24 protein-coding genes are annotated in these 24,341 nt (G+C 67.3%); 20 read left to right on the forward strand and 4 right to left on the reverse strand.

The genetic code is table 11. The annotated features are described in order from the left end of the window. The first annotated feature begins 35 nt into the window (after positions 1–35). From QRX60_RS19900 to QRX60_RS19960, 15 genes are all read left to right on the forward strand, one after another. A complete protein-coding gene (locus tag QRX60_RS19900; RefSeq protein ID WP_286002262.1) occupies positions 36–419 on the forward strand; it encodes a TIR domain-containing protein in 384 nt (127 codons plus the stop codon). Next, entirely contained in the window at positions 416–877 is a 462-nt protein-coding gene (locus QRX60_RS51785) for a RipA family octameric membrane protein (RefSeq protein WP_456298890.1), read from the forward strand. The genes QRX60_RS19900 and QRX60_RS51785 overlap by 4 nt, the downstream gene beginning before the upstream one ends. Continuing rightward, positions 877–1,176, forward strand: coding sequence for a DUF7701 domain-containing protein (locus QRX60_RS51790; protein ID WP_456298891.1), 300 nt, complete (start codon positions 877–879; stop codon positions 1,174–1,176). The genes QRX60_RS51785 and QRX60_RS51790 overlap by 1 nt, the downstream gene beginning before the upstream one ends. Positions 1,177–1,178: 2 nt before the next feature. Then, positions 1,179–1,793: a hypothetical protein gene (locus tag QRX60_RS19905; RefSeq protein WP_286002263.1), complete on the forward strand. Its 615-nt coding sequence runs from the start codon at positions 1,179–1,181 to the stop codon at positions 1,791–1,793. A gap of 79 nt (positions 1,794–1,872) precedes the next feature. After that, positions 1,873–3,108, forward strand: a complete 1,236-nt coding sequence (locus QRX60_RS19910; protein ID WP_286002264.1) for a helix-turn-helix domain-containing protein — start codon at positions 1,873–1,875, stop codon at positions 3,106–3,108. Positions 3,109–3,112: 4 nt separating this feature from the next. Beyond that, positions 3,113–3,670 (forward strand): flavoprotein, encoded by a 558-nt coding sequence (locus tag QRX60_RS19915; protein ID WP_286002265.1) that lies wholly within the window; start codon positions 3,113–3,115, stop codon positions 3,668–3,670. Positions 3,671–3,773: 103 nt separating this feature from the next. Further along, positions 3,774–4,046, forward strand: a complete 273-nt coding sequence (locus QRX60_RS19920) for a hypothetical protein (protein ID WP_286002266.1) — start codon at positions 3,774–3,776, stop codon at positions 4,044–4,046. A gap of 36 nt (positions 4,047–4,082) precedes the next feature. Beyond that, positions 4,083–4,535, forward strand: a complete 453-nt coding sequence (locus tag QRX60_RS19925; RefSeq protein ID WP_286002267.1) for a hypothetical protein — start codon at positions 4,083–4,085, stop codon at positions 4,533–4,535. A 246-nt stretch (positions 4,536–4,781) separates the two neighbouring features. Continuing rightward, a complete protein-coding gene (locus QRX60_RS19930; protein ID WP_286002268.1) occupies positions 4,782–5,048 on the forward strand; it encodes a hypothetical protein in 267 nt (88 codons plus the stop codon). After that, complete coding sequence (locus QRX60_RS19935; protein WP_286002269.1) at positions 5,029–5,280, forward strand: AMED_5909 family protein; 252 nt, start codon at positions 5,029–5,031, stop codon at positions 5,278–5,280. Before QRX60_RS19930 ends, QRX60_RS19935 begins: the two co-directional genes overlap by 20 nt. 335 nt (positions 5,281–5,615) lie before the next feature. Continuing rightward, the gene (locus tag QRX60_RS19940; RefSeq protein ID WP_286002270.1) at positions 5,616–7,169 is read left to right on the forward strand and encodes an FtsK/SpoIIIE domain-containing protein; all 1,554 of its coding nucleotides are present in this window, start codon (positions 5,616–5,618) and stop codon (positions 7,167–7,169) included. Then, a complete protein-coding gene (locus QRX60_RS19945) occupies positions 7,166–7,552 on the forward strand; it encodes a hypothetical protein (protein WP_286002271.1) in 387 nt (128 codons plus the stop codon). The genes QRX60_RS19940 and QRX60_RS19945 overlap by 4 nt, the downstream gene beginning before the upstream one ends. Next, positions 7,552–9,147, forward strand: coding sequence for a replication initiator (locus QRX60_RS19950; protein ID WP_286002272.1), 1,596 nt, complete (start codon positions 7,552–7,554; stop codon positions 9,145–9,147). The genes QRX60_RS19945 and QRX60_RS19950 overlap by 1 nt, the downstream gene beginning before the upstream one ends. A gap of 14 nt (positions 9,148–9,161) precedes the next feature. Beyond that, positions 9,162–9,350, forward strand: a complete 189-nt coding sequence (locus QRX60_RS19955) for a helix-turn-helix transcriptional regulator (protein ID WP_176175096.1) — start codon at positions 9,162–9,164, stop codon at positions 9,348–9,350. Next, a complete protein-coding gene (locus QRX60_RS19960; protein WP_286002273.1) occupies positions 9,350–10,600 on the forward strand; it encodes a tyrosine-type recombinase/integrase in 1,251 nt (416 codons plus the stop codon). Before QRX60_RS19955 ends, QRX60_RS19960 begins: the two co-directional genes overlap by 1 nt. A gap of 92 nt (positions 10,601–10,692) precedes the next feature. Here QRX60_RS19960 and QRX60_RS19965 read toward each other — a convergent pair whose 3' ends face one another. The 3 genes from QRX60_RS19965 to QRX60_RS19975 all read right to left on the reverse strand — a co-directional run bounded on the left by QRX60_RS19965 (position 10,693) and on the right by QRX60_RS19975 (position 14,104). Then, positions 10,693–11,895 carry an acyl-CoA dehydrogenase family protein gene (locus QRX60_RS19965; RefSeq protein WP_286002274.1) on the reverse strand — a complete coding sequence of 401 codons (1,203 nt, stop codon included), beginning with the start codon at positions 11,893–11,895 and terminating at the stop codon, positions 10,693–10,695. Between the two features lie 20 nt (positions 11,896–11,915). After that, entirely contained in the window at positions 11,916–13,211 is a 1,296-nt protein-coding gene (locus tag QRX60_RS19970; RefSeq protein ID WP_286003649.1) for an acyl-CoA dehydrogenase family protein, read from the reverse strand. A gap of 95 nt (positions 13,212–13,306) precedes the next feature. After that, positions 13,307–14,104 carry an SDR family NAD(P)-dependent oxidoreductase gene (locus QRX60_RS19975; protein WP_286002275.1) on the reverse strand — a complete coding sequence of 266 codons (798 nt, stop codon included), beginning with the start codon at positions 14,102–14,104 and terminating at the stop codon, positions 13,307–13,309. A 100-nt stretch (positions 14,105–14,204) separates the two neighbouring features. Between QRX60_RS19975 and QRX60_RS19980 the strand changes: the two genes are divergently transcribed. Continuing rightward, on the forward strand, positions 14,205–15,029 hold the full coding sequence (locus QRX60_RS19980; RefSeq protein ID WP_286002276.1) for a helix-turn-helix transcriptional regulator: 825 nt from the start codon (positions 14,205–14,207) through the stop codon (positions 15,027–15,029). Here the strand turns inward: QRX60_RS19980 and QRX60_RS19985 are convergent. Beyond that, positions 15,024–16,229 (reverse strand): low temperature requirement protein A, encoded by a 1,206-nt coding sequence (locus QRX60_RS19985; protein ID WP_286002277.1) that lies wholly within the window; start codon positions 16,227–16,229, stop codon positions 15,024–15,026. The two genes, QRX60_RS19980 and QRX60_RS19985, sit on opposite strands and share 6 nt — an antisense overlap. 118 nt (positions 16,230–16,347) lie before the next feature. Between QRX60_RS19985 and QRX60_RS19990 the strand changes: the two genes are divergently transcribed. From QRX60_RS19990 to fxsT, 4 genes are all read left to right on the forward strand, one after another. Further along, entirely contained in the window at positions 16,348–17,274 is a 927-nt protein-coding gene (locus tag QRX60_RS19990; protein WP_286002278.1) for an effector-associated domain 2-containing protein, read from the forward strand. Positions 17,275–17,368: 94 nt separating this feature from the next. Continuing rightward, entirely contained in the window at positions 17,369–18,856 is a 1,488-nt protein-coding gene (locus tag QRX60_RS19995; protein WP_286002279.1) for a VMAP-C domain-containing protein, read from the forward strand. After that, positions 18,834–19,892, forward strand: a complete 1,059-nt coding sequence (locus tag QRX60_RS20000; protein ID WP_286002280.1) for an AAA family ATPase — start codon at positions 18,834–18,836, stop codon at positions 19,890–19,892. The genes QRX60_RS19995 and QRX60_RS20000 overlap by 23 nt, the downstream gene beginning before the upstream one ends. Before the next feature lies 1 nt (position 19,893). After that, on the forward strand, positions 19,894–24,339 hold the full coding sequence (gene fxsT, locus QRX60_RS20005; protein WP_286002281.1) for an FxSxx-COOH system tetratricopeptide repeat protein: 4,446 nt from the start codon (positions 19,894–19,896) through the stop codon (positions 24,337–24,339). The last annotated feature ends 2 nt before the right edge of the window (positions 24,340–24,341 follow it).

Raw genomic sequence — 24,341 nt, forward strand, 5'->3', positions numbered from 1 at the left:
TTGAGTGCTGATAGTGTCGAGAAGGGATTTGTGCGATGCCTGACCGTGTGTTCGTTAGTTTTGATTATGATCACGATAGATTTCTTAAAGAGGCTCTTATAGGGCAATCGAAGAACCCGGACTCTCCCTTTGAAGTTGCTGACTGGTCAATCAAGGAGCCATCGCCAGATTGGCGGAAACGAGCTCGCTACAGGATTGCTTCTTCGGACTTGGTGATTGTTATTTGTGGGGAGCATACGCATCAGGCTCTGGGGGTTGGAATCGAGGTCGAGTTAGCGCAGGAGGTTGGTGTACCCTACGTTCTCATTCAAGGGTATGACCAGCGTCAATGTACTAAGTCAACTACGGCAAGGGCGACGGACAGTGTTTACGACTGGACCTGGCCGAACCTCAAGCTGCTCGTGGGTGGAGCAAGGTGACATCGACTCCAGGTGACGTTGATCCCCGTGAACTTGAGATCTACAAGCTAGCTGTCGAGATGGCAGATCGTGTTTCGGCTCGACGAGCGACGGCTAATACATTTTTTCTGACGGTCCAAAGTGCTTTCGTCGCGGTCGTCGGGATAGCTTCGCCGAAGCTTCACGAATCTGCGTGGTGGAATTCTTTGGTGGTGTCTGTCGCAGGTATCGCTCTATCTGGATCGTGGTGGCTCCAATTAAGGAGCTATCGGGATCTTAATCGAGCAAAGTTTGAGGTCATTAATAGTATTGAAAGTAATCTTCCGGTTCAAATATTTTCTGAAGAATGGAAGAGTTTAAAGAAAGATCCTGTTGCTAGATGGCGTGGCCGGTATGCCGAGCTCGGCACGATTGAGAGATCTGTGCCATTCGTCTTCGCAACTTTGTATGTATTGCTGTTTCTTGCTAGACTAGTCTAATGTCTAACTACCTTGCTGAGCTCGCGGTCAGAATACGAGCGGCTCTGTCTGCTGATGCGAGGCCGCCCAGTGATAGTGACGACTTGTTCGTATTGTATGCAGTACTCCTGCGGGCCAAGGGCGTCGAAACTACTCTCTCAGACGTCCATGACGCTTGGGCGGCCTGGATGTCGAGAAAAGATGAAGGTCATAACGCTCTTGTCCCTTTTTCGGATCTCGATGAAGTGACAAAAAGGCAGGATTTGCCGTATGTAGCCGCTATACGCGCAGTAGCGCGAGAATTTGGCGATGGGGGTTGACGTTGGCAGAGTCGGAGTTCGCTGGCGCAACGGATGGGCGATCTGAATATGTCGAGCCTGGAGCCGGATTTGGGAATTCGGTATTTGTGAGTTATCCAAAACCGTACACCCGGGCGCAGATGGCATTCATTAGAGGGCTTTCCGCAAGCCTGAAAGGTCGCGGGTTTTTCCCACGTACGCTCGGCGTGACGGACTACGACACGGATGCACCCCTTCGCGCCGTGCGACGATTGATGTTCGAGTCGCACGGCCTGATCGCGGTGGCCTTCAAGAGAATCTTCGTCGAGTCTGGCACCGGTAATTTTCGGGCAGATCTTAGTAAGATAGAAGAGTTTCCTTTGCGTGGAGTCTGGTTGAGTACTCCGTGGGTTCATATCGAGCCGGCGATGGCGTATCAGTTGGGCTTGCCGACGCTGATAGTTAGGGAAAAGGGAGTGTTAGCCGACGGGATTCTTGAGAAAGGTGTCACGGGTTTATATGCTCCTGAGTTTGATGTTGACGGCGATCCGACTGCTTACTTGAAGTCGACAGAGTGGAACCAAATCCTTACTCGGTGGGAGTATCAAGTTCGAACAGTCATCGACCGAAAGGGAAGTCCTCCACGCCTATACGATTGAGGTGCGTCTGGGGCGATTGACGGAAATCTGGACTGCATATGGCGATACTTGCGCTGGCGTCCGCTGTTAGGCTGAGATCATGCGTGGTGCGGGTGACCAGCTCAGCATCGGTGAGCGGATCGCGTTCTACCGGCGGCGGCGTGGGCTGTCGCAGGCGGTGCTTGCTGACCTGGTAGGCCGTACCGAGGACTGGTTGAGCAAGATCGAGCGCGGCGAGCGAGACATCCGCAGGCTTGACGTCCTAGCCGACCTCGCGCGGTCGCTGCGGGTGACGCTGGGTGACCTGCTCGGCGAACCGGTGCTGATGGAGGAGCAGGACAAGCACGACGACGTCCCCGCGATCCGCGACGCGCTGATGGCTCCCCGCAGGCTTTCGCGGACACTGTTCTCCTCAGCTACGGCACCCGAGTACGTCGACCCTCAGCCGGTCCGCCAACTGGTCGAAGGTGCCTGGTCGAGCTACCAGAAGGGCGACCTCGGTCGAGTCGTCACCGCGCTGCCGGGCTTGATCAAAACTACGCAGGCGATGGAGGCGGCTTCGTCGGACGACGCCGGGTACAAGCGGGCCTGCGCGGCGATCTCGGCACGGGTGCACCATCTGGCCGCGACCACGCTGAGCAAGATCGGTGAGGCTGACCTCGCATGGATCGCGGCGGAACGCGCCATGCAGGCGGCGGACGATTCCGATGATCCGCTGGTCCTGGCCTCGGCCGCCCGGTCCGGCACGCACGCGCTCTTGGCCGTGGGCCGGTTTGATGATGCGCTTGAGCTGGGCGACGTCGCGGCGAAGTGGCTGCTGCCGAGGATGGCCAAGGGTGATCCGGCCGCGCTGAGCCTGTACGGGATGCTCTACCTCCGTACCGCCGTCGCGGCGGCGCGACACCAGGATCGGACCACCACGAACGACCTCCTCGCACACGCGAAAACCGCCGCTGACCAGCTGGGCGTGGACGCGAACTACTGGCAGACCGGGTTCGGGCCAGCCAATGTGGAGCTCCACCGGCTGTCAGCCGCCCTGGACCTCGGCGACGTGAGCCAGGTGATCGAGACCGCACCGCGCGTCAACGTCGACCACCTGCCCGTGGAACGCCAGGTCACGCACCTGATCGACTTCGCTCGCGCGCTGAGCCTGCTCGCCAAGGACGACGACGCCCTACAAGTCCTCCTGGAGGCCGAGCAGAAGTCGCCGACCATCGTCCGGCACAACACCATGGTTCGGGAGGTCGTGCGCTCCATGTACCGGCGCGCTCCAGTCACGGCTGGCAAGTCCTCGGCGCTGCTCGCGCTGGCCGAGCGCTGCGGCGCGGTGAGGTAATCGGATGCCGCGAGTTCTCGGGCTGGTCGCCTCCGGGGCCGGCGGGGTCGAAGACCTGCTTCCGCGCCTGATCAAGCCCGCCCAGGAAGCAGGCTGGACAGTCGTGGTCACCCTGACGCCCACCGCCGGCCGCTGGCTGGCCGAGACCGGGCAACTCGACGAGATCGAGCAAGCCACCGGCTATCCGGTGCGGGTCGAGCCTCGCTCGCCGTCGCAGAAGAGCCCGCACCCCGCCCCGAGCTGCTACCTGGTGACGCCGGCCTCGGCGAACTTCGTAGCGAAGATGTCCCTCGGCATCGCCGACAACCAAGCGTTGACGCAGGTCAACGAGGCGATCGGGACGCTGAACCTGCCGGTGATCGTGTTTCCCCGCGTCAACGCGGCCCACGCACGTCAGCCGTTCTGGACCATGCACATCGAGAACCTCAAGCGGGTCGGTGTGGACCTGCTCTACGGTGACGACGTCTGGCCACTGCACGAACCGCGGTCCGCTCCTGGCCGGGATCTGCCCTGGTCAGCCATGCTGGACGCGATCGAGAAGGCCGTTCCGGCCGACCGGTAGAACCGACCCGGACAGTTTGTCCGGGTGATCTTCCTTACCCGGGTGTCTCCTGGTTTCAGCGCGCCCAATCGGACGCGCGCAAGCCGAGACATCGGGAGAGCACATGGGCATTCACGTGGTGATTCAGCCCCTCGTCGGATACGGCGCTGCCGTCGTGTCACCTTCCCCGGGAGTCCGCCAACTGGTGGCCGGGGGCGATGAAACCGCGATCATGATCCAGGTACCGGCTCGGATCGGCGGCCTGATGGACACCGCGCGCTTCGCGCGGAGCCTCGCCGAGGCCGCGAACGAGTTCGGCGAGTGGTGCGAGACGCAGAACCGCACCCGCACCTTCTCCTCTCCTCTCGGCGACCAGTGGTCGGAAGAGCGCGACTAAGCGCGAAGAAACCCATACCAGCAAAGGAAATTCAGCATGGCTATCGACAAGGGACACCGGTTCGGGATCGACTTCGACGACGCGTTTCCGCAGGGCTTGGTGATGGTGGGCGAGGTGTCGCCCGATAACGAGTACCAGTCGCGTGAGGACCGGGCCGCCAATCGCCCGGTGCGGCAGCGGGTTGACGAGGTGACCGGTAAGCGGCAGTGGAAGGTGATGGTCACCGACCCGGCCGAGACGCGGGCGAAGCGGGCGTCGTTTGAGATCACGCTTCTCGCCGATGTGCAGCCGGTGCCGACGACGTCGGAGGCGCTGCCGGGGATGCGGCCGATCGAGCTGGATGGCCTGACGGCGGAACCGCGTGTGGCGGGGCAGGGTGAGTTCAAGTACCAGTCCTACGTGTTCCGTGCGACCGGGTTCAAGCAGGCCACCAGCAACGCGAAGCCGTCTCGGTCCGGTGGGTCCGGTGAGACGGCGAAGGCGGCGTGACAGGGGTGGGCTTCCGCGAGCGGGTCGAGGCGTGGGAGCAGGCGTATCGGGACTACATGGCCACCTGGCAGCACGGCCGTGCGGTCCGGTCACCGGTCGCGGCAACCAACACGGCGAACGCTGCTCGGCGGGTGTCGCGGGCGTGGCACGAGCTGGCGCAGGCGCGCGGGTTGCCGTGGTGGTGTGTGGCGGCGCTGGAGTCGGCGGCCGAGGGGTTCGCCGACCTGGCCCGGGAATGGGAATCGCATGACGGCGACGTGGGACGGGCTGGGGCTGCGCTGGACGGTGGGCGCGGGGACCGAGGTGACGGTGGAGGAGACCGGGACGGGCGCGTCACATCCACCGGTCCTGGTGCTGGCCGGTGGGCTGTGCGTGGTGACGCTAGTGCCGCCGGAGGACCAGACCGCCTGGACGGGATGCGCAGCGTTCCTTCGCCGGCTCCGCGACCACGCCGAGGAACTGGCGGCCCTGCTGGAAGCCCGCGCAGGGAGGCATGACCGTGCGCAGGAATGAGCCGAAGACGCTGCGGGACGCCCACGAGGTCGTGATGGACCGCCGCCCACCGAACGACGCGAACCCGTCAGTCTGGCTGGCGTTCCGCCTCGGCAACGCACGGCTCTACAAGGCCGTCGCCGACGTCGACCGAGGTCATCACCACGAGGCGCTGTACTGGGCCGGATACGAGGAACGAAAGGCGGGTGAGATCTCGGCGGAACTTCAGCGGGAAGGGACGCCTGCTGATTAGTCGCATGTAGACGACCAGTAAGTCAACAGTAGTAGCGAAAAACGTACGCGATGACGTGCGGCGATCAAACATGCCCTGTTGCGGGTGCGTGTGATCCGTTAAGGCGCAGAAGCGGCGCCTGGCTACCAACCTTGCCGCTCCTGCGCTGTCCACAATCAGCGGAAGTGAACAATGACAACGCTAAACGATGACAACCGGCGAGCGTCAACGGGGGTCACCCGAACGCGCTGCGCCTCCTGCAAACGCTTCGCCAAACTCCTGCCCGGCGAGACCCAGTGCGCCCCCTGTCTGGGAATGCTGCCGCTGGACCTCGATGTGAAGCGGGGTGGTCGGTGATGTCTCCCGGCTTCGCGGTAGTGGCCCTGGCTGGGCTGGGGCTCGGCGTGTGGGTGCTGCACAAGATCGGCCGTGCCCTGGCCTCCGTGGTCGAAGGCTTGGCTGCGGCGGCAGTGGTGTTCGTGGCCCTGTGGTGGCTGTGCAAGGCGGTCGTGTGGATGCTCGCGCAGGTCGTGACCCGGTGGCGGACCAGCCTCGCCGTCGTCGCGGTCTACGGCTGGTGTGAGCTGGTTGGCTGGCTGTCGCTGGCGATCATCCTGGGCAGCGTCGCGGCGGTCCTGGCGACGTGGTGGGCGATCGATGCCGTCTCGTTCGACCAGTGGTGCTGGCGGTTGTTGCGCTCCTGGTGGGCCCGGTGGGCGGTCTACGGGCGGAAGCTGCCGGAGTGGCTGCACGCCTGTGGCCTGTCGGTGCGGGATGAGGCGCTGCCGGTGGTGGTGAACGTGAACCTTGTCGGCCGTCGACGCGCGCTCTCTCGGTCGACGTCGAACCGGCCGAACGCGCGTATTCCGAAGGTGCTCGGCGTTCGCTCTGGTGCGTCGTGGGATGAGGTGCGGGTGGAGCTGGTGGCCGGGCAGAAGCCGGAGGATTTCGACGACGCCGCTCGTGCCTTGGCCGTTGCGCGGAAGGTCGCTCGGTGTCAGGTCCGTGAGCTGGCCCCCAACGTCGTGTCGATCGACTTTCAGCGCCGTGATCTGCTCAGTGGCGGGGTGGCCGGCCCCCAGGTTCCGGACGGCGTCGACGCGACCGGTGTGGACTTGCGCAGCGTCTGGGCTGGGCGGACCGAGTACGGGCGTGACTGGCGTGTCCCGTTGCTCGGGTCCGGTGCGCACTGCCTGACTGCCGGTGCCTCGGGTGCGGGCAAGAACAGCGTCATGTGGTGCCCACTGGTCGCGGCCGCGTCGGCGATCCGGGCGGGGGTGGTGCGCATGTCCGGTATCGATCCCAAGGGCATGGAACTGGCGTACGGGCGCGGAATCTTCGCCCGCTACGCGGTCGGTGGTAAGGACGCGGTCGAGCTGCTGGACGGCCTGGTGGAGGAGATGGAATCGCGCAAGCGCGCGTTCGCCGGGCGGCTGCGGACGATTCCGGTGTCGACGGAGTATCCGTTGGAGCTGCTGGAGTTCGACGAGATTGGCGCGCTGACCAAGTACACCGACCGTAAGACCCGTGAGGCCATTGTGGAGCGCGTCGCGCTGCTGACGACGCAAGGGCGGGCGCTGGGGATCTCGGTCCGTGGCTACGTCCAGGAGCCCACCAAGGACACCGTCCCGGTGCGGGAGCTGTTCACCCGGCGGGTGTGCCTTCGGGTCACCTCGAAGACGCACGTCGGGATGGTGCTGGGTGACGGCGCGTACGAGCGCGGAGCGTGGGCCAACCGCATCGGCGACTCAGAGGCCGGCGTGGGCTACGTCTGGGGTGAAGGCATCCGTGAGCCCCTGCGCGTCCGGGCCGGGTGGGTATCCGACAGCACTGTGAAGGCGCTGGAGGCGTACGTGACCAATGGTGGTGTCGCGGATCTGCGACACGGCGGTGAGGGGGTGGCCGCGTGAACCGGCTGATGATCTTCCTCGACGCGATTCGCGATCACCTGGACTCCCACCAGCTGCCGCCGGTCGCCACGGTCGACGTCAACGCCTGGTCGAGCCCGATCACGGTCCAGCTCGACGTCGATGGCCTGTCCGAGGTCGTCCGGGCGCTGATGGTGTGGGCACACACGCTCGAGGACGTGTCGGCTCGGCTGTGGCGACTGGTCGACGGGAGGTGGGTCCACCTGTCGATCACCGGCCGGACACCCTGCTGCATCCCCGTCCGCGTCTTCGGCGTGGTTCCGTTCGATCCGAGCACGTTCCCCGACCTCCCGGCCGGGGCGAAGCAGGACATGCCCGTCTACCTGCTGCGCGGCTGGTCGACGCCCGGGGAGGTGGCGGCCTGATGAGCGAGACACGCGCAGAGCGGATGCGGGCCCCGCTGGCTGCGGACGTGATCCGGGCGACGGCGGAGAAGCACGGCGTCTGCGTCCGGCCCTTCACGATGGAGGTCGGCGACACCACCACCGGCGAACTCCGCTACGTCCCGGTGCCCTGCGGCTCCACAGTGGAATCGGTGTGCCTGCCGTGCGCTCGGAAGGCGAAGGCGCTTCGGCAGGCCCAGTGTCGCGAGGGTTGGCACATGACCGAAGAACCCGTCCTCACCGCTGAGCCGCCCTCGGAGGATCACAAGGAGCTGTTGACCTACCGGGCTGACCTGGTGGCGGCCTACCGAGAGGTGGTCGAGCACGACCAGGCGGAGGCCGAGGAACTGCGGGAGGAGGTCGCCGGGGTCGACGCGGAACTTCGGCAACTCGGCATGCGCGGCCGCCTGCCCGCCCTCGACGTCCCGACCAAACGAGCCGTGAAGCGGTCGACCCGGCGTCGGCAGGACGCGCCGAACCTGCCCCGGCGGAAGGTCGCGAAGACGACGGTCGGGCGTGAGTACGCCGGTAAGTTCCGGCCGTCGATGTTCGTCACGCTGACCTGCGACACCTACGGGCCGGTCCGGGGTGACGGCTCGCCGGTCGACCCAAGTCGATATGACTATCGGCGGGCAGCCCGTGACGCGGTGCACTTCTCCGCGCTCGTGGACCGGTGGTGGCAGAACCTCCGCCGGGTCGTCGGCTGGGACGCGCAGTACTTCGCCACCGTCGAGCCCCAACGTCGGGCCGCTCCGCACCTGCACGCCGCTATTCGGGGCTCGGTGCCGCATGACGTGATCCGGCAGGTCACCGAGGCCACCTACCACCAGGTCTGGTGGCCAGCTCACGACGAGATCGTCTACACCGACCGCCTGCCAGTCTGGGACGGCCCGGATACCGGCTTCGTCAACCCGGAGACGCGTCGGCCGCTGACCCGGTGGGACGACGCGGTGGAAGCGGTCGAGCACCCGGCGCACGTGGTCCGGTTCGGGCGGCAGGTCCATTCGAAGGGCATTCTCGGCGGCACCGAAGAGGCCGGCCGCCACATCGGCTACCTGACCAAGTACCTCACGAAGTCCACGGGTGAGGTGGTCGAGGCAGACAGCGCGGCCCAGGCCGACCACCACGACCGACTTCATGCCGAGCTGTCGGTCACGCCGTGTTCGCCGCGCTGCGCGGTCTGGCTGCTCTACGGCGTCCAGCCCAAGGGCGTCACGGGCAAGACCACCCCGGGGCACTGCAAGGGCAGGGCTCACCGCCGGAGCACGCTCGGGCTGCCCGGCCGCCGCGTCCTGGTCTCGCGGAAGTGGTCGGGCAAGACCCTCGTCGACCACAAGGCGGACCGGCGAGCATTCGTGCTCCAGGCGCTCGCGGCGGTCGGGATCGAGAAGCCAGAGGCCGACCGGTCACAGCAGGTCTGGCGGAAGGTCGAGCCCGGAGACCCGCAGGTCCCGCCCCGGCCGCACCTGGTGATGCGTGCGATCGCGGAACGGATCACATGGAAGGCCGAGTACGACCGGGCGCTACTCGCCGCGGAAAGACCTCCAGAAACTTCGGCAACTGGACTCGCGGCCTGATCAAAGGGGGAGCAATGAACAACATCAGCAACATCGATCGGCTCTGGACCGTCGAGGACGTCTCGGACTACCTCGGTGTCCCGGTGAAGACGCTCTACCAGTGGAAATGGCGCGGCGAGGGTCCGCCGGTCAAGAAGATCGGCCGGCACCTGCGCTATGACCCGGCCAAGCTGCGCGCCTGGGTCGACGCGGAGGCGGCCTGATGGGGCACATCCAAGATCGGTGGTTTCGCCCCGCGCGGGATGCGGTGACCGGGAAGGTCATCCTCAACGCGCGGGGCAAGCCCGTCATGGAACGGTCCGAGCTGTACGGCATCGGTCTGCGGTACAAGGTTCGGTACCTCGACCCGGACAACAACGAACGCTCGAAGTCGTTCGCGGACAAGCAAAAGAAGCGCGCTGAGGACTTCCTCATCGGCGTCGAGTCCGACAAGCGCGAAGACAAGTACATCGATCCGCGGGCCTCATTGACGACCTTTCGGCAACAGGCGGAGAGCTGGGTAAAGGGCCAGTCTCCGGACCCGGGCACGCGGTCGACCATCCTCAGTCGGCTCGAAAGCCAGATCTACCCGGTCTTCGAGACCAAGAAGGTCGGGCAGATCAAACCATCGACCATTCGGGACTGGGTCGGCTCGATGGAAGAGAGGAAGCTGTCGGACAACTACCAGGCGGTCCTGTTCAACACCGTCTCCGGCGTGATGGATTCGGCCGTGGACGACCGTCGGATTCGTGAGAACCCGTGCCACGCGAAGACCGTGCGGCGGCCCGTCGCGAGTAGCCCGCCGATCGTCGTATGGCCGGAGGAACGTGTTCAGGCCGTGCGGGCGGGGCTCGCGGACCAGTTCAAGATCGCCGTTCCGCTCGGTGCTGGCTTCGGACTGCGGCAGGGTGAGATTCTGGGCTTCTCGCCGGATGACGTCGATCGGACGGCGATGACCGTGCGGATTTGTCGACAGATCAAGACGGTCAGGGGTGTGATGATGTTCGCGCTCCCCAAGCGGGGCAAGGAGCGGACCATCCCGCTGTCGGCTGCCATGCTGGCCGAGATCGACGACCACGAGGACCGGTTTCCGTCCATAGCCGTCACGCTGCCCTGGCAAAGCGCGGACGGTGACCCGGTGACGGCGCGGCTGCTGATGACCGGGGAAGGTGGCCGGCTGTACTCGGGGGACCTGTTCACGAAGGTCGCTTGGCACGGAGCGTTCCGGGCAGCTGGGGTCAAGTACCGAGGTCGCGCGGACGGGATGCACGCGCTCCGTCACTTCTACGCGTCGACGCTCCTGGCCCGTGCGGTGTCGATTACGGAGCTGGCCGACTACCTCGGACACGCGGACCCGGGCTTCACGCTCCGGACGTACACGCACCTCGTCCCGTCGAGCCACCAGCGGGCGCGGGAAGCCGTCGACGCGGTGTTCGGACGGCCTGCCCTCGATGACGGCCTGGAGGCGGCCTGATCATGAAACCCCGCCCCCACCGACGCGAAAGCCGCCTGGTCGCAGAGCCCCGAGAAGGGCAAGCGACCGGGCGGTTTTCCGTTACACCACAACTACTTCAGCTCAGCCGAAGACTTCCCGAGGATCCGGCGGGCCACGATCAGCTGCTGAATCTGCTGCGTCCCCTCGAAGATGTCGAGAATTTTGGCGTCCCGCGCCCATTTTTCGAGCAAAGACTCTTCGCTGTAAGCCCCGGTGAGTTCGACGCACTTCAGCGCGATCTCCACCACCGACCGCCCCGCCTTGGCCTTCGCCATCGACGCCTGCAGCGAGTTCGGCTTGCGGTTGTCCGCCATCCACGCGGATTCCAGCGTCAGCAAGTACGCCGACTCGTAGTCCGCTTCCAAGCGCAGGAACTCCGCCGCGGCTGCGTGCTGCGAGTTCGCCGGCCGGTCGTAGTCGATCGAAACGCCCGCTTCGGTGAGAATGCGACGCGTCTCCTCCAAAGCCGCCCGCGCGACGCCGATCGCCATCGCCGCCACCAGGGGACGCGTGTTGTCGAACGTCTGCATGACGCCCGCGAAACCCTTTTTGGTGTCGATCTCCGGCGAACCCAGGAGGTTCTCCTTCGGGACGCGGCAGTTCTCGAAGCGCAGCACCGCCGTGTCGGAGGCGCGGATGCCCAGCTTGTGCTCGGTGCGCACCACTTCGAAGCCCGGCGTGCCCTTTTCGACCACGAACGACTTGATCGCCGCGCGGCCCTTGGACTTGTCCAGCGTCGCCCACACGACCACCGCGTCCGCGCGCTCGCCCGACGTCACGAAGATCTTCTCGCCGTTGAGGACGTAGTGGTCGCCGTCGAGGCGGGCGGTCGTGCTGACCGCCGCGGAGTCCGAGCCGAAGCCGGGCTCGGTGATCGCCATCGCCGCCCACATGCCGGAGAAGCGCTCCAGCTGCTCGTCCGTCGCGACCGAGCCGATCGCCGCGTTGCCGAGGCCTTGGCGCGGCATCGACAGCAGCAGGCCGACGTCACCCCAGCACATCTCGATCGTGCCGAGGACGACGTTCAGGTTGGCGCCGTTGCGGTTGCCCTTTTCCTTCTCGTCCTTGGACCGGCGGACGCCCGCCGCGCCCGCGCCGCCCTCGCCGGACGAGTTGAGCCCGTCCAGCAGCGCCGCGAACATGTCCAGCTCGGCCGGATAGGTGTGCTCGGCGCGGTCGTACTTGCGCGAGATCGGCCGGAACACCTCGGCCGCGGCCTGGTACGCCTGGTTGATCAGGGCGCCGGCCTTCTTGGGAGCTTCCAGGTTAATCATCGTTAACGCCTTTCCGAAACCTAAAGAAGGACGGCGCCTTCCATGACGCCGATGGCGCGCAGGTCGCGGTACCAGCGCTCGACGGGGTGCTCCTTCACGAAGCCGTGCCCGCCCAGCAGCTGCACGCCCGCGCTGCCGATCTGCATGCCCTTGTCCATGGCCAGCTTCCGGGCCAGCGCGACTTCGCGGGCGTAGGACTTGCCCTGCTCGGCCCGCGCGGCGGCGCGCAGAGTCACCAGCCGCAGGCCCTCCAGCTCGATCGCGATGTCCGCGACGGAGAACGCAACTGCCTGCCGGTGGCTGATCGGCTCGCCGAACGCCACCCGCTCGTTGACGTAGGGCACGACGTAGTCGAGGACGGCCTTCGCGGTGCCGGCGGCCAGCGCCGCCCAGCCCAGCCGCGACAGCCGGACGAGATCGGTGAAGACGTCGAGCTTGCCGCCGCCGAGCAGCGCGCCCGCGGGCAGGTTGACGTGTTCGAGGTGCAGCTTGCCGGTCGCGGCGCCGCGCAGGCCCATGGCCGGCTCGGCCTCGATGGTCACCCCGGCATTCGACGACTCGACGAGGAACAGCGCCGGCCCGCGGCCTTCGAGGTCGGCCGAAACGATGAACAGCTCAGCCTGTGCCGCGCGCGGGACCAGCGACTTCACGCCGTCGAGCTGGTAGCCCTTCGGCGTGCGACGCGCCTTCGTCGCGGGCTTGAACGGGTCGTAGAGCGCTTTCTGCTCCTGCAGCGCCAGCGCCGCAGCGGGCACGTTCTCGCCGACGAACGCGGGCAGGTAGTCGGCCTGCTGCTGCTCGTCGCCCCAGCTGACCAGCGCGGTGCTCACCGCGGACGGCGCGAGCACGGCCACGGCCAGGCCGAGGTCGCCGTGTGCAAGCGCTTCCGCGACGAGCGCGTTGGTGACGACCGAGCGTTCGGTGCCGACGCCGCCGAGCTCCTCGGGGATGCCGACCAGGCTGATGCCCAGCTCGGCGGCCCGGGTCAGCAGGCCTTCGGGCGCCTCGAGCTTGGCGTCGGCGTCCGCGGCGGCCGGGCGCAGCTGCTCGGCGGCGAACTCCGTCACGGTTTCGACGATGAGCTGCTGGTCCTCGCTCGGGGTGAGGTCGAACAGCCCGGTGTCGCCGGCCGGCGCGAGCCGGGCGGGCTTGCCCAGCTTCTGCACCGACTTGAACGACCGGGTCGCCGCGCCGGCGACGCGGAAGCCGTTGCGCGTCCCCGCGGTGACCAGGCTTTCGATGGGCTTGCGCAGCCCCGCCCGATCGACGACCTTGCTCCCGGCCAGCCGGGTCAGCGCGGAAAGGCCCCAGCCCATCGCGTCCCGTTTCCTTGGCGCAGCCATGTGGCCCTCCATCCGTTACCTACTCGTGAGTAGGTTAACCCGGGACGCGGCTCGGCGCCAGTGTGGGCTCACTTACGAGTGAGCCGGGCCGAGATCGTCCACAGTTCCCGGGCGTCCCCGTGGTCCCGGCGTCGTTCGAGCCGGGGTCGTCCGCCGTTCCGGCCGCCCGGGCCGACGTACGCGTTGCCGGGGACGTCCTCCGTCGCGGCGAACAGGATGGGCAGCGCGCCGTACTCGGCCTTCTTCTGCGCGATGACCGGGTAGAGCGCCTTCAGCGCCAGGGCCTGCACACCCCCGAAGTTCCGGTCGATTCCGGTCCGCGCGACGCCCGGGTGGGCTGCGACGGCCCGGACGGTGCTCCCGGACTCGGTCAGCCGCCGCTGCAGCTCCTGGGTGAACAGCAGGTTCGCCAGCTTCGACTGGCTGTAGGCACCCAGCGGCGAGTAGCGGCGGTGCTCCCAGTTCAGGTCGTCGAGCGGCAGTTTTGCTCGGCGCGCCAGATTGGACGATACGGTCACGACCCGACCGGTGAGGTGGGGCAGCAGCAGGGTCGTCAGCAGGAACGGGCCGAAGTGGTTGACGGCCATGTGCGTCTCGAAGCCGTCGGTGGTCTTCCCGTACGGCACCGCCATGACGCCGGCGTTGTTGACCAGGACGTCGAGGTCACCGGTCCAGCCGGCGGCGAACTCGCGCACCGAGGCCAGGTCGGCGAGGTCTAGGTGCCGGACCTCGGTGTCGCCGGGAGGCGGGGTGACGCGGGCGGGGTCGCGCACGGCGAGGACGACCCGGTCACCCCGGGCGGCGAGTTCGCGGGCGGTGAGGGCACCGAGGCCGCCGCCGGCCCCGGTGATGAGGTAAGTGGTCATGGTTTCAGCGTCTCGGCGCAGCGAACGTCGTGGCAGAGCGCGTCGATCGGGGGATCGGCGATCCCTGGCACCGGCCGGGAGAGCGCCGATAATCGACGACGTGGACCGTGCCGAACTCGCCGACTTCCTGCGCCGCCGCCGCGACGCCCTGCGCCCGGAGGACGTCGGGCTGCCGCCCGGGCAGCGCCGGCGGACGTCCGGGCTGCGTCGCGAGGAGGTCGCGACGCTGTCGGGCATGTCCACCGATTACTACACGCGGCTGGAGCAGCAGCGCGGGCCGCGGCCGTCGGAGCAGATGCTGGCCGCGATCGCCCGCGGCCTGCGGCTGACGCTGGACGAGCGCGACCACCTGTTCCGGCTGGCCGGGCACACGGCGCCGTCCCGGGTGTCGCGCGCGGACCACGTCAGCCCGGCGCTGATGCGCGTGCTGGACCGGCTGCACGACACGCCCGCGCAGGTGATGTCGAACCTCGGCGAGACGCTGGTGCAGAACCGGCCGGCCCAGGCGCTGCTCGGGGACGAGACCGGCCACACCGGGCCCGCGCGCAGCGCCGCGTACCGCTGGTTCACCGACCCGGTGGAGCAGCAGGTCTACCCGCCGGCGGACCGCGCACGCCACGCCCGGTTCCTGGTAGCGAGCCTGCGGGCGGCTTCGGGCGGCGACCCCCGGGCGGCGGAGCTGGCGCGGCTGCTGGCGGCGAAGAGCGCGGAGTTCGCGAAGCTGTGGGAGGCGCACGAGGTCTCGGTGCCGTTCGAGCGGCGCAAGACGATCGTGCACCCGGGCTTCGGCGAGATCGCCCTCGACTGCCAGTTGCTCCACACCGACGACTTCGCCCAGGTGCTGCTGGTGTTCACCGCCACGCCCGGCACCGAGGACGCCGAGAAGCTGCAGCTGCTGTCGGTCGTCGGCCCGGAGCTGTCATGAGTGCTCGGTGTGCACCTGCCGCCGCCACTCGGCGAACCGGAGGCGTTCGAAGGCGATGAGCCCGAGCACGAGCCCGGCGACGACCAGCAGCAGCACGGCGGCGGGCACGTGCTGCAGCAGTGGCGTCGCGGCGACCAGCACGATCCCGAGGACGAGCCGCTGGATGTTCCAGCTGCCGAGGTTGCGCTTGCGCAGGGAGCTCAGCGCGATCAGGTAGAGCGCGAGACCGCCGGTCAGCGTCCAGAGCGGCACGCCGTGCAGGGCTTCGCCGGGCGTGTGGTGCTCGGTGTCGGCGATGGAGAGGAAGGACTTCTTCAGGCCGAGGGCGACGAGCACGATGCCGGCGATCAGCGGCAGGTGCAGGAAGGTGTAGGAGTCGGTGGCGAGCTTCGTGCGTTCGGTGCCGGTGGCCTGCGTCAGCCGGTGTTCGGAGACGCGCGCGACGACGTCGAAGTAGGTCCACCACATCCCGGCGGCGAGCGCCAGCCCGCACACGGCGGCGCCGGTGACCAGCCACGACATCGGCAGCGACCCGATCCCGATGCCGATCGCGACGATCGATTCCCCGAGCGCGATGATCACGATCAGCCCGAACCGTTCGGCGAAGTGCGTGGGCGAGTTCAGCCGCCAGCCATCGGGCCCGGCGAGGTAGACGTTGAGGTAGTCGGCCAGCAGCGCGACGACCCACAGCCCCAGCTGCCACGGCCCGCTCAACGCCGTGCCGACGCCCAGCAGCACGACGCTCGGCAGCAGCCCGACGAACATCCGCAGCAGGACGTGCCGCAGCCCCGGATCGTGTTTCGCCGCGCCCAGGTAGGCGACGAGGTGCAGCAGCCGCACGAGCGCGTAGCAGACGACGAAGAGCACGGGCGCGAAAAGCCCGCCCGGATGGTCGACGAAGGCCTCGGGGATGGTGAGGGACACGAGGAACATGACGGCCATGGCCCCGAACATCGCCAGCCGCGCGATCCCGTGGTCGACGTGGATGGTGGTCCCGAGCCAGGCATAGGAGCACCAGCACCACCAGAGGACGGCGAGCATGGCCAGGCCCTGCCCGACGCCGATGAGGCTCAGGTGGTCGGCCATCAGCTGGGTGGTCTGGGTGATGGCGTAGACGAAGACCAGGTCGAAGAAGAGCTCGATGGTGGAGACGCGGTGGTCCTCATCCGCGCTCACCAGGTGCAGGCGTCTCGTGGGCACGCCGAATTATGGCCGCCGGGGTACCGCCGGCATCGCGTTTCGGAGTAACGCCCTGCGCGAACATGGCCGAGCGTGCATATGTCTGGGACAATGAGTGCGGGACGTGGGGAGGTGGGTCGTGCATTCCTATGCGGCCGCGCTGCACCGGACGATCATGGCCGTGGACGTCGCCGGGTACAACGACCCGAAGCGCACCATGGCCCACCTGCACGAAGTGCACGAGGGACTCTGGGCGGTCCTCAAGGGCACGTTCGCCGAAACCGGCATCCCCTGGGACGTGTGCTTCGTCGAGAACACCGGCGACGGCGCGATGATCCTGCTGCCACCCGAGATCGCGAAGGCGGACCTCGTCGCGCAGTTCCCGGAGCGGATGCACGCGGAGCTGCGCCGGTACAACGCGGTGCACTCCGATCCCGCCCGGATGCACCTGCGGCTCGCGCTGAACGCCGGCGAGGTGGGCCAGGGCGGCCACGGTTCGGTCAGCAAGGCCGTGAGCTTCACGTTCCGGCTGCTGGACGCGCCCGGGGCGAAGGCCGCGCAGAAGGCCACGGGTGCGGAACTGGCGCTGATCGCCGCCGACGCGTTCTACCACGACGTCGTGACCGAGGACCCGGCCGCCGCCCCGGGTGAATACCGGCGGATTCCGGTGGCGGTCAAGGAAACCACGACCACGGCGTGGTTACGCCTTCTGGGTGCCCCGCAGGTCGAAGCCGGGGTGCCGGCACCGCGCCCGCGTTTCGATCCCGGCGGCCGGCCGGCGACGTTCGCGATGGTGGTCGAAGCGCTCTTGGCGGTCACCTGCGTGCGGAACGCGGAAAGCCGCCGGCTCCTGCTGGGGATGGTTCCCCGGCGGGAAATCGCGGCGGCGGTTCCACACCAGGCGGAAGATCGGCTGCACGTGATCGAATTGGCGCGCACGTGCGAACGGTACGAGGGTGGTCTCGAGGAACTGCTCGCCACGGTGCGACTGCTCGACCCGGGATCGCCGCAGGTGGAAGAGCTGGCCGCGGTGGTGGCGAGCCGGTCGGGTTTTCGAGTTCGTTGACAGTTGTCCGGCTTTTGCCCCTTTTCCCGCGTCACCGGATAGGTAGACTCGCGATCTTCGGGGGCACTTCGCGGGGGCGGGAGGTGGTACGCCGGTGTCGGCAAGACAAGGGCGGCCCCCCATCGGCATCGCGATTCGCCGCGCACTCGTCGACGTCCTGGTGGTAGCGGGTTTCGCCGACGACAAGTCCATCCGCACGTTGATGGTCGCGGAGTTGCGGCGAGCTCTCGACAATCCCTTCACGGTGCCGGACCAGCTGGCCCCTCGTGCTCAGCTGATCGAGATCGTCAACGGCTGCAGCGTGCTCGACAACGGCCTGCCGACACTGGCCGACGTGCTCGAATTCCTCCGGCCGGGTACAAAAGAGTGCACGCAGTTCCGCGGTCTGGTGGATTCCCTGCCGTTGCGGGATGTGGTACCGGAATCGGAGCAAGAGCGGTTCCGGCAGCAACTCGAGGGATTCGCGCCACCCGGGCTTCGGGCGGCCGTTCGCCGTGCCGCCCGGCACGTCTTCCCGGCGCCGGCTTTCCCGGACGCGGCGGAGGCCTTTTCCGGCCTTGCGGACTTCAACGCCGCGCCCGGAGAGCTGCCACCGGTCGTGGCCTTCGCCGAGGTGATCGCGGCCGAATGCGAAGAACAGCTGGCCGCGAACCTGCGCAAGTGGGCTGACGGACAGGCGCACCGGCTTCGGCTCGAAGGTGCGCTTCGCGAGCTTCGTTCCCAGGTCACTCCATCGCGGTCGGGTCGACTGCACCTGATGATCATGATCAGCCCCGACCCGGTCGACGCGGATCGGTACGAAATCTCGCACTGGCGGCAGGACGATCCGGGCGACTGGCCACCACCTCGTGGGGAAACCGTCGTGGCCAACACGGCGGAACTCGAAGACGAAGTGGCGAAAACGATCTCCGCGGCGGAAGAAGCGTGGTCGGAAAGCGACGCGGAAGCCGCCATCGAGTTCGTGCTCCCGCGCGGCTTGCTGGATCTTCCGGTGCACTCCTGGCGCACGGAGCGTGAGCTCGGCGGACCGCAGCCGTTGTACATGGCTTATCCGACGGTTATTCGTTCACTGGAGCGGATGAGTTCCCGGCGTTCGCACCGGGTTTGGCGGCGGCGGTGGGCTTCTTGGGCGCAGGAGCCATCCGTCGAACGAGTGTATTTCTGCGAGCCCGGCGACACTGAAGATCATCAACACCTCGACGCGATTTTCAGCGACGAGCGGTGGCTCATGACGGTGCTGACAGCGACTCCGCCGGCGAACCCGATTCCCGGCCGGGACGAGCTTTTCGCCGCTTTGCGCGCGGGCTTGCCTGTCGTCGTATGGCACCCTACGGTCTCTTCGGAAGTCGTGCGTGAGGTGGTAACCTGGTTGGCCGGTAGTGACGATTTGGGGAATTTGCCGGCACTGACCCGGAAACACCGGCTCGACGCGCTTCGAAATCGGTCGTCGTCCCCGGATGGCGGCATCATAGGGGATCTGGTGGTGCTATGGGACGACCCGAGCCGGATGCTCCCCCTCGCCGACGGCGGAACCGGCCCGGTTCCGGGAGGGGGTGCCGATGAGCACGACCGAGCGTCCTGAAAGCACGCACGACTGGTGGATCTACCGGGGCACGGGTCATCCGCTGCAGGACACGCACCTGGCCGATCGGCTGCCACCGCCACCGCCGTGGCGCGACTTTCGCCGGGGCGACGAGCCGCCGGCCGTCGACGTGCCGCAGGACGACGCCGAGACCGACCGGCGCCTGGGCGTGGAACTGAGCTTCACCGCCGGGCACGCCGACCGCGCCGAAGTCGACATGGTCAATGCCGCGTTGTACCTTCGCCGCCCGCTCCTGGTGACCGGGAAACCCGGCAGCGGGAAATCGACCTTGGCCTACCGGATATCCCGCGAGCTGCGGCTCGGGCGCGTGCTCCGCTGGTCGGTCACCTCACAGACCACCTTGAAATCCGGGCTCTACGACTACGACGCCATCGGCCGCCTGCAGGCATCGCAGACCCACGGCTCCAGTTCGGGGGGCACCGGTACGGGCGAACGACCCGTCGGCGACTTCTTCCGGCTGCGTGAACTGGGGACGGCGTTCCTGCCTCGGCGGCTGCCCCGGGTGCTGCTCGTCGACGAGCTGGACAAGGCCGAGTCGGACCTGCCCCACGACCTGCTGTCGATCTTCGAGGACGGCGAGTTCCTCATCCCGGAGCTCGCGCGGGACGCCCGTAGTGCACCCGTCGCCGAAGTGTTCACGGCGGATCCCGGCTACACGGCGCAGATCGAGAACGGGGTCGTCCGGTGTTCGGCGTTCCCCGTCGTCATCATCACCAGCAACGGGGAACGGGACTTCCCGCCCGCGTTCCTGCGCCGGTGCCTGCGCCTGGAGATGAAGGATCCCGGACCGGCGAAGCTGGCCGCCATCGTCGCCGCGCACGCCCTCGACCCGAAGCACCGCGCGGTGCTGATCGAGGACTTCGTCACGCGGCGGGCCGCGCTCGGGGGACTGCCCGCGGACAAGCTGCTCGACGCGATCTTCCTGGCGACGTCCGGGGCTTACCAGCCGGACGACCCGAGCTGGCCGGGGCTGGTCGAAGCACTCTGGCAGCACCTGAACCAGCAGGGGCACTGAAATGCCGGAAAGCCCGGGTGGTCCTGAAGACCACGACCTGACGGCGAGTGAGGTCGCCGACGGGCTGTGGCTGATGGCCGCCATCGCGGCGAACTCGGTGAACGAGCCTGAGCCGCCTGCCCCGACCGAGCCTCCAACCCGGGACGAGCCGCCCGAGACAGCCGCGGTGCATCCTCCACCGATGCTTCCGAGGGAAGAACCCGGGCGCGGCGGTGCTCGGCTGCCGCCTCCCGACCTGCCGCCGGTCGTCCTGACCGAACTCGGGAACCACCGGGTGTCCGCGAGTGCGGGTGGCCTGCTCGACGCCGGCGAGGAATCGCCGTCGGCCGGGGCGACGTCCCCGCTGCCCGACATCGGGAAGCTCGTTCGCGCCTTCCGGGCGTTCAAGCGGAAGGTCCCCTCGGACCAGCCGGAAGACGTCGAACTCGACGAGGAGCGGACCGTCGACGACAGCGCGAACGCGGGCATGTGGCTGCCGGTCATGAAACGCACGCGCCGGCCTTGGCTGCACCTGACCCTGGTGGTCGAGCAGGCGCCGTCGATGGCGCTCTGGACCCCGACCATCGCGGCGTTCGTCGCGCTGTGCCAGCGGCGGCTCGGGATCTTCCGCTCGGTCCAGGTGCGGCTGCTGGAGACGGGGAAGACCGGGCGTGCCGAGGGCGGCATGGTCCTGGGGCCGGTGCTGCGCGGCGGGACGCCGGACAGCCCGGCGCGAGGGGCCGGTGAGCCGGTCGACTCCTCCGGGCGACGGGTGATGCTCGTGCTGACCGACGGGATCAGCGACGCGTGGCGGCGGGACCTCGTACAGCCACTGCTGGCGAGGTGGGGGCGCAAGGTCCCGGTCGCGGTGGTGCACCTGCTGCCCCGGCGGCTCTGGGTCCGTGGTGGCGTCGACGCGCAGAACGCCGAGATCACGACCACGGGTCCGGTGCGCCCGAACGACTCGTACCACGTCCGGCTGACCGACTTCCTGCTCGACGAACTCGATCAGGCGGAACTGACCGCGGACTCGATCGCCGTCCCCGTGCTCGAACTGGAAGAACGGTGGTTCCGCAGATGGGGGGAGGTCGTCACCGGCCGGGCCGGCGTGCCGCGGAAATGTTCCGTCATGGTGATTCGGGGCCGTCCGGCGGAAACAGTAACCGAATCGAGTGAAATTCCGGATCCGCGTGAGAATGAGGTGAACGCAAGCGAGCGAGTGAGAGATTTTCACAGTCAGGCTTCACCGCCGGCGTTTCGGCTGGCCACGCTCCTCGCCGCGGTTCCGGTCGATCTCGACGTCGCGTCGGCGGTGCAGGCGGAGATGCTGCCCGGTTCCGGCCCGGACCACCTTGTGGAGGTGTTCACGAGCGGTTTGCTACGACACGAGGGCGATCGGCAGCCCTGGGACCGCAACACCCCGTGGGAATTCTCCGGCCAGACCAGAAGAGTGCTGCTCAGCGGTGCGCGCAGATCGGACACCGCGCACGCGGTCCGGGCGGCGTCCCGGCAGTACGGCGAGCAGAACCCCACGCTGGCCCGGCTGCAGGCGGCATTGGTCGAGCCGGACTCGACACCGGACCCGGAACCCGCGACGGCGTCACGTGCCGAGATAGCGCTCGAACGAGATGTGATGAGTGCGTTGTCGGGTCCGTACTTATCGCGAGCCGATCGGCTGGCTAGAATCGACAATAGGGGCGGTACCCCGAGTTCACCCGGTCTGCGTGGTTCCGCTGTGGACTTTAGCGCTGCTAGCATCCCGGCGGTGAGTGACACGATGTCGCAGGAACTCAAGGGGCCGAGTATCCCCAGCGAACCCGCTGCCACCGATGTGGCGAACCAGGACCCGACCGAACGCCCTCCGGAGATCAGGGAAAAACTCGCCGACCAGGCCAGCGTGGTGGCCAGCGTCGGAGCGTCGACGTCGCGACAGGTACGGCGTTCGGGTGAAGAGGTTCCCCCGGTCTGGGGAGCGATTCCCCCGCCCAACCCGAACTTCACCGGCCGCGGCGACCTGCTCTCTCATCTGAGTGAACTACTGGGCGCTGGCACCACGGCGGTGCTGCCCGCCACCCTGCACGGGATGGGCGGCATCGGCAAGACCCAGATGGCCACCGAATACATCTACCGGCACCTGCAGGACTACGACATCGTCTGGTGGATCCAGGCCACCCGGCCGACCCAGATCCACGCGTCACTCACCGAACTTGCCCAGCACCTGCGCCTGCCCGGCGCCGACGAGGCCATCACCGCCGTGCCCGCGGTCAAGGAGGCACTTCGCCTCGGCCGGCCGTACCGGCGGTGGCTGCTCGTTTTCGACTCGGCCGAAGATCCGGAAATGGTCCGCCCGTTCTTCCCGGTCGGCGGCACCGGCGACATCCTCGTGACCTCACGCAACCCGAACTGGGCGGGGGTGGCGCGTCCGCTCGAGGTGGCCATCTTCGAGCGCAGCGAAAGCAAGACGCTGCTGAGCAGGCGCGGACCCCAGCTCGACGACGCGGACGCCGATCGTATCGCCGAGAAGCTGGGTGACCTGCCACTGGCGATCGAGCAAGCCGCGGCCTGGCTGGCCGAAACCGGCATGAGGGCCGGGGAGTACCTGCAGTTGTTCGACGCGAAGGTCGCGGAAATCCTCGAGACCTCGAGCCCGCAGGACTACGAAACGTCGGTCGCCGCGGCGTGGAACGTGTCGTTCGACCAGTTGAGTGTCAGCAATCCGGCGGCCCATCAGCTACTGCAGGTTTGTGCTTTCTTCGCCCCAGAACCGGTGTCGCGCAACTTGTTCGCCGGCGTTCGCGGGCTCACGGTGTCACCCGATCTCGACACGGCGCTGCGTGATCCGATCAAGCTGAGCCGAGCCATTCGCGACATCAACCGGTTCGGCCTCGCGAAGATCGACCACCGCACCGACACCATCCTCCTGCACCGGCTCGTGCAGCTGGTCCTGCGCAACCGCATGTCGGACCAGCACCGCAACGACATGCGGCACGGCGCACACCAGTTGCTGGCCAACCTCGATCCGAACGACCCGAAATCGCCTCGGCAGTGGCAGCGCTATCAAGAGGTACTGCCGCACATCTACGACGCCGAGCTGATCGAGTGCACGGATCAGTGGGTGCGGCAGCTGGTGATCAACCTGATGCAGTTCCTCTACCACTGGGGTGACCACGACGGCGCGGTCACGTTGGCAGAACGCGCGGTGGGAGCGTGGGAACAGGATCGGCTCGAACGGCAGCGCAGGGGCGAAGCGCCCATCGAAGACCCGCCGATGCAGGAGCTGGCGGCGTCCGAGCGGCTGGCGTTCTTCCAGTGGGCCGTCGGGCGCTACGAAGACGCGGCGAAGACCAGCCACGACACCTACGACCGCTACCGTGAGTCGATCGGTCCCGATCAGGAAGAGACGCTTGGCGCAGCGCTGACCTACGCAGTCATCCTGAAGGCGAGGGGTGAATTCGCGGAAGCTGCCCAGCGCAACGAAGAGATCTACGTCAAGGCACGTGGCTTGTTCGGTAACGACGACCCGATCACACTGGTTGCCGCCAACGACTACGTCGCGGCGCTGCTCTTGGTGGGGGACTATCGGCAGGCGAACGAACTGGCCGCCGATACCTACCACAGGAGCGCAGAGGTCCTCGGTTACGACAACGCGTCGACTGTCACGACACAGGTCTTGATGGTGATCGCCCGGCGCGAGCTGGGCGACTACCCGTGGGCGCGGATCGAGCAGCAGCAGATCACTGACCGGGTCGAGCAGTCCTACGGCACGGACAGCATCAGCACCCTGCGCCGCAAATACCACTTGGCGGTCGCATGCCGGAAGAACGGCGACCACGACGCGGCTAGGGAGATCTCCCAGGATGCCCTCCGCCGATTCCGCATTCGTTACGGAAACAAGCACCCCAACGCACTGGCTTGTGCGCTTGGGTACTCGATCGACCTGCGGCACGCGCACGAGTTCGCACGGGCACGTGAACTGGGCGAGGAGGTCTTCGACCTCTACCGCGAAAGCCTGGGAGAGAAGCACCCGCACACGCTCTCTGCGGCGCTCGACCTCGGTGTGACCATGCGACTGTCCGGCGACCCGTCGAACGCGCGGCTACTGGACGAACGTTCGCTGGAGGAGTTCCGGGCGCAATTGGGCGAGGATCACCCGCACACGATCGTGTGCGCGATCGACGTCGCGAGTGATCTCGCGGCGTTGGATCGCGTCGAAGACGCCGCCGAGCGTGACGCGGAACTGCTGGCGCGGTCACGCCGGGTCCTCGGCGACGATCACCCGACCACACTGGCGGTCCAGCTCAACTATTCCCTCGACCTCAGGACTTTGGGACAGGCGGAGCAGGCTGATGAGCTGTACGTCGACGTCATGAGCCGCTATCGCCAGGTCCTGGGTGAGGCCCACCCCGGCACGGTGGCGGCGTCGCGCGGTGTTCGCGCTGACTGTGACATCGACCCGATGCCCCTGTAGCC

The sequence above is a fragment of the Amycolatopsis mongoliensis genome (assembly GCF_030285665.1).
In the GTDB taxonomy this organism is placed as follows: domain Bacteria; phylum Actinomycetota; class Actinomycetes; order Mycobacteriales; family Pseudonocardiaceae; genus Amycolatopsis; species Amycolatopsis mongoliensis.

Excerpts from the sequence above, each read along its gene's own strand:
- QRX60_RS19940 (WP_286002270.1), top strand. The coding sequence starts at position 5,616 with ATGTCTCCCGGCTTCGCGGTAGTGGCCCTGGCTGGGCTGGGGCTCGGC.
- QRX60_RS19920 (WP_286002266.1), top strand. The coding sequence starts at position 3,774 with ATGGGCATTCACGTGGTGATTCAGCCCCTCGTCGGATACGGCGCTGCC.
- QRX60_RS20000 (WP_286002280.1), top strand. The coding sequence starts at position 18,834 with ATGAGCACGACCGAGCGTCCTGAAAGCACGCACGACTGGTGGATCTAC.
- QRX60_RS19965 (WP_286002274.1), bottom strand. The coding sequence starts at position 11,895 with ATGATTAACCTGGAAGCTCCCAAGAAGGCCGGCGCCCTGATCAACCAG.
- QRX60_RS19970 (WP_286003649.1), bottom strand. The coding sequence starts at position 13,211 with ATGGGCTGGGGCCTTTCCGCGCTGACCCGGCTGGCCGGGAGCAAGGTC.
- QRX60_RS19935 (WP_286002269.1), top strand. The coding sequence starts at position 5,029 with ATGACCGTGCGCAGGAATGAGCCGAAGACGCTGCGGGACGCCCACGAG.
- QRX60_RS19925 (WP_286002267.1), top strand. The coding sequence starts at position 4,083 with ATGGCTATCGACAAGGGACACCGGTTCGGGATCGACTTCGACGACGCG.
- QRX60_RS19960 (WP_286002273.1), top strand. The coding sequence starts at position 9,350 with ATGGGGCACATCCAAGATCGGTGGTTTCGCCCCGCGCGGGATGCGGTG.
- QRX60_RS19910 (WP_286002264.1), top strand. The coding sequence starts at position 1,873 with ATGCGTGGTGCGGGTGACCAGCTCAGCATCGGTGAGCGGATCGCGTTC.
- QRX60_RS19900 (WP_286002262.1), top strand. The coding sequence starts at position 36 with ATGCCTGACCGTGTGTTCGTTAGTTTTGATTATGATCACGATAGATTT.
- QRX60_RS19950 (WP_286002272.1), top strand. The coding sequence starts at position 7,552 with ATGAGCGAGACACGCGCAGAGCGGATGCGGGCCCCGCTGGCTGCGGAC.
- QRX60_RS19955 (WP_176175096.1), top strand. The coding sequence starts at position 9,162 with ATGAACAACATCAGCAACATCGATCGGCTCTGGACCGTCGAGGACGTC.
- QRX60_RS19930 (WP_286002268.1), top strand. The coding sequence starts at position 4,782 with ATGACGGCGACGTGGGACGGGCTGGGGCTGCGCTGGACGGTGGGCGCG.
- QRX60_RS19975 (WP_286002275.1), bottom strand. The coding sequence starts at position 14,104 with ATGACCACTTACCTCATCACCGGGGCCGGCGGCGGCCTCGGTGCCCTC.
- QRX60_RS19915 (WP_286002265.1), top strand. The coding sequence starts at position 3,113 with ATGCCGCGAGTTCTCGGGCTGGTCGCCTCCGGGGCCGGCGGGGTCGAA.
- fxsT (WP_286002281.1), top strand. The coding sequence starts at position 19,894 with ATGCCGGAAAGCCCGGGTGGTCCTGAAGACCACGACCTGACGGCGAGT.
- QRX60_RS51790 (WP_456298891.1), top strand. The coding sequence starts at position 877 with ATGTCTAACTACCTTGCTGAGCTCGCGGTCAGAATACGAGCGGCTCTG.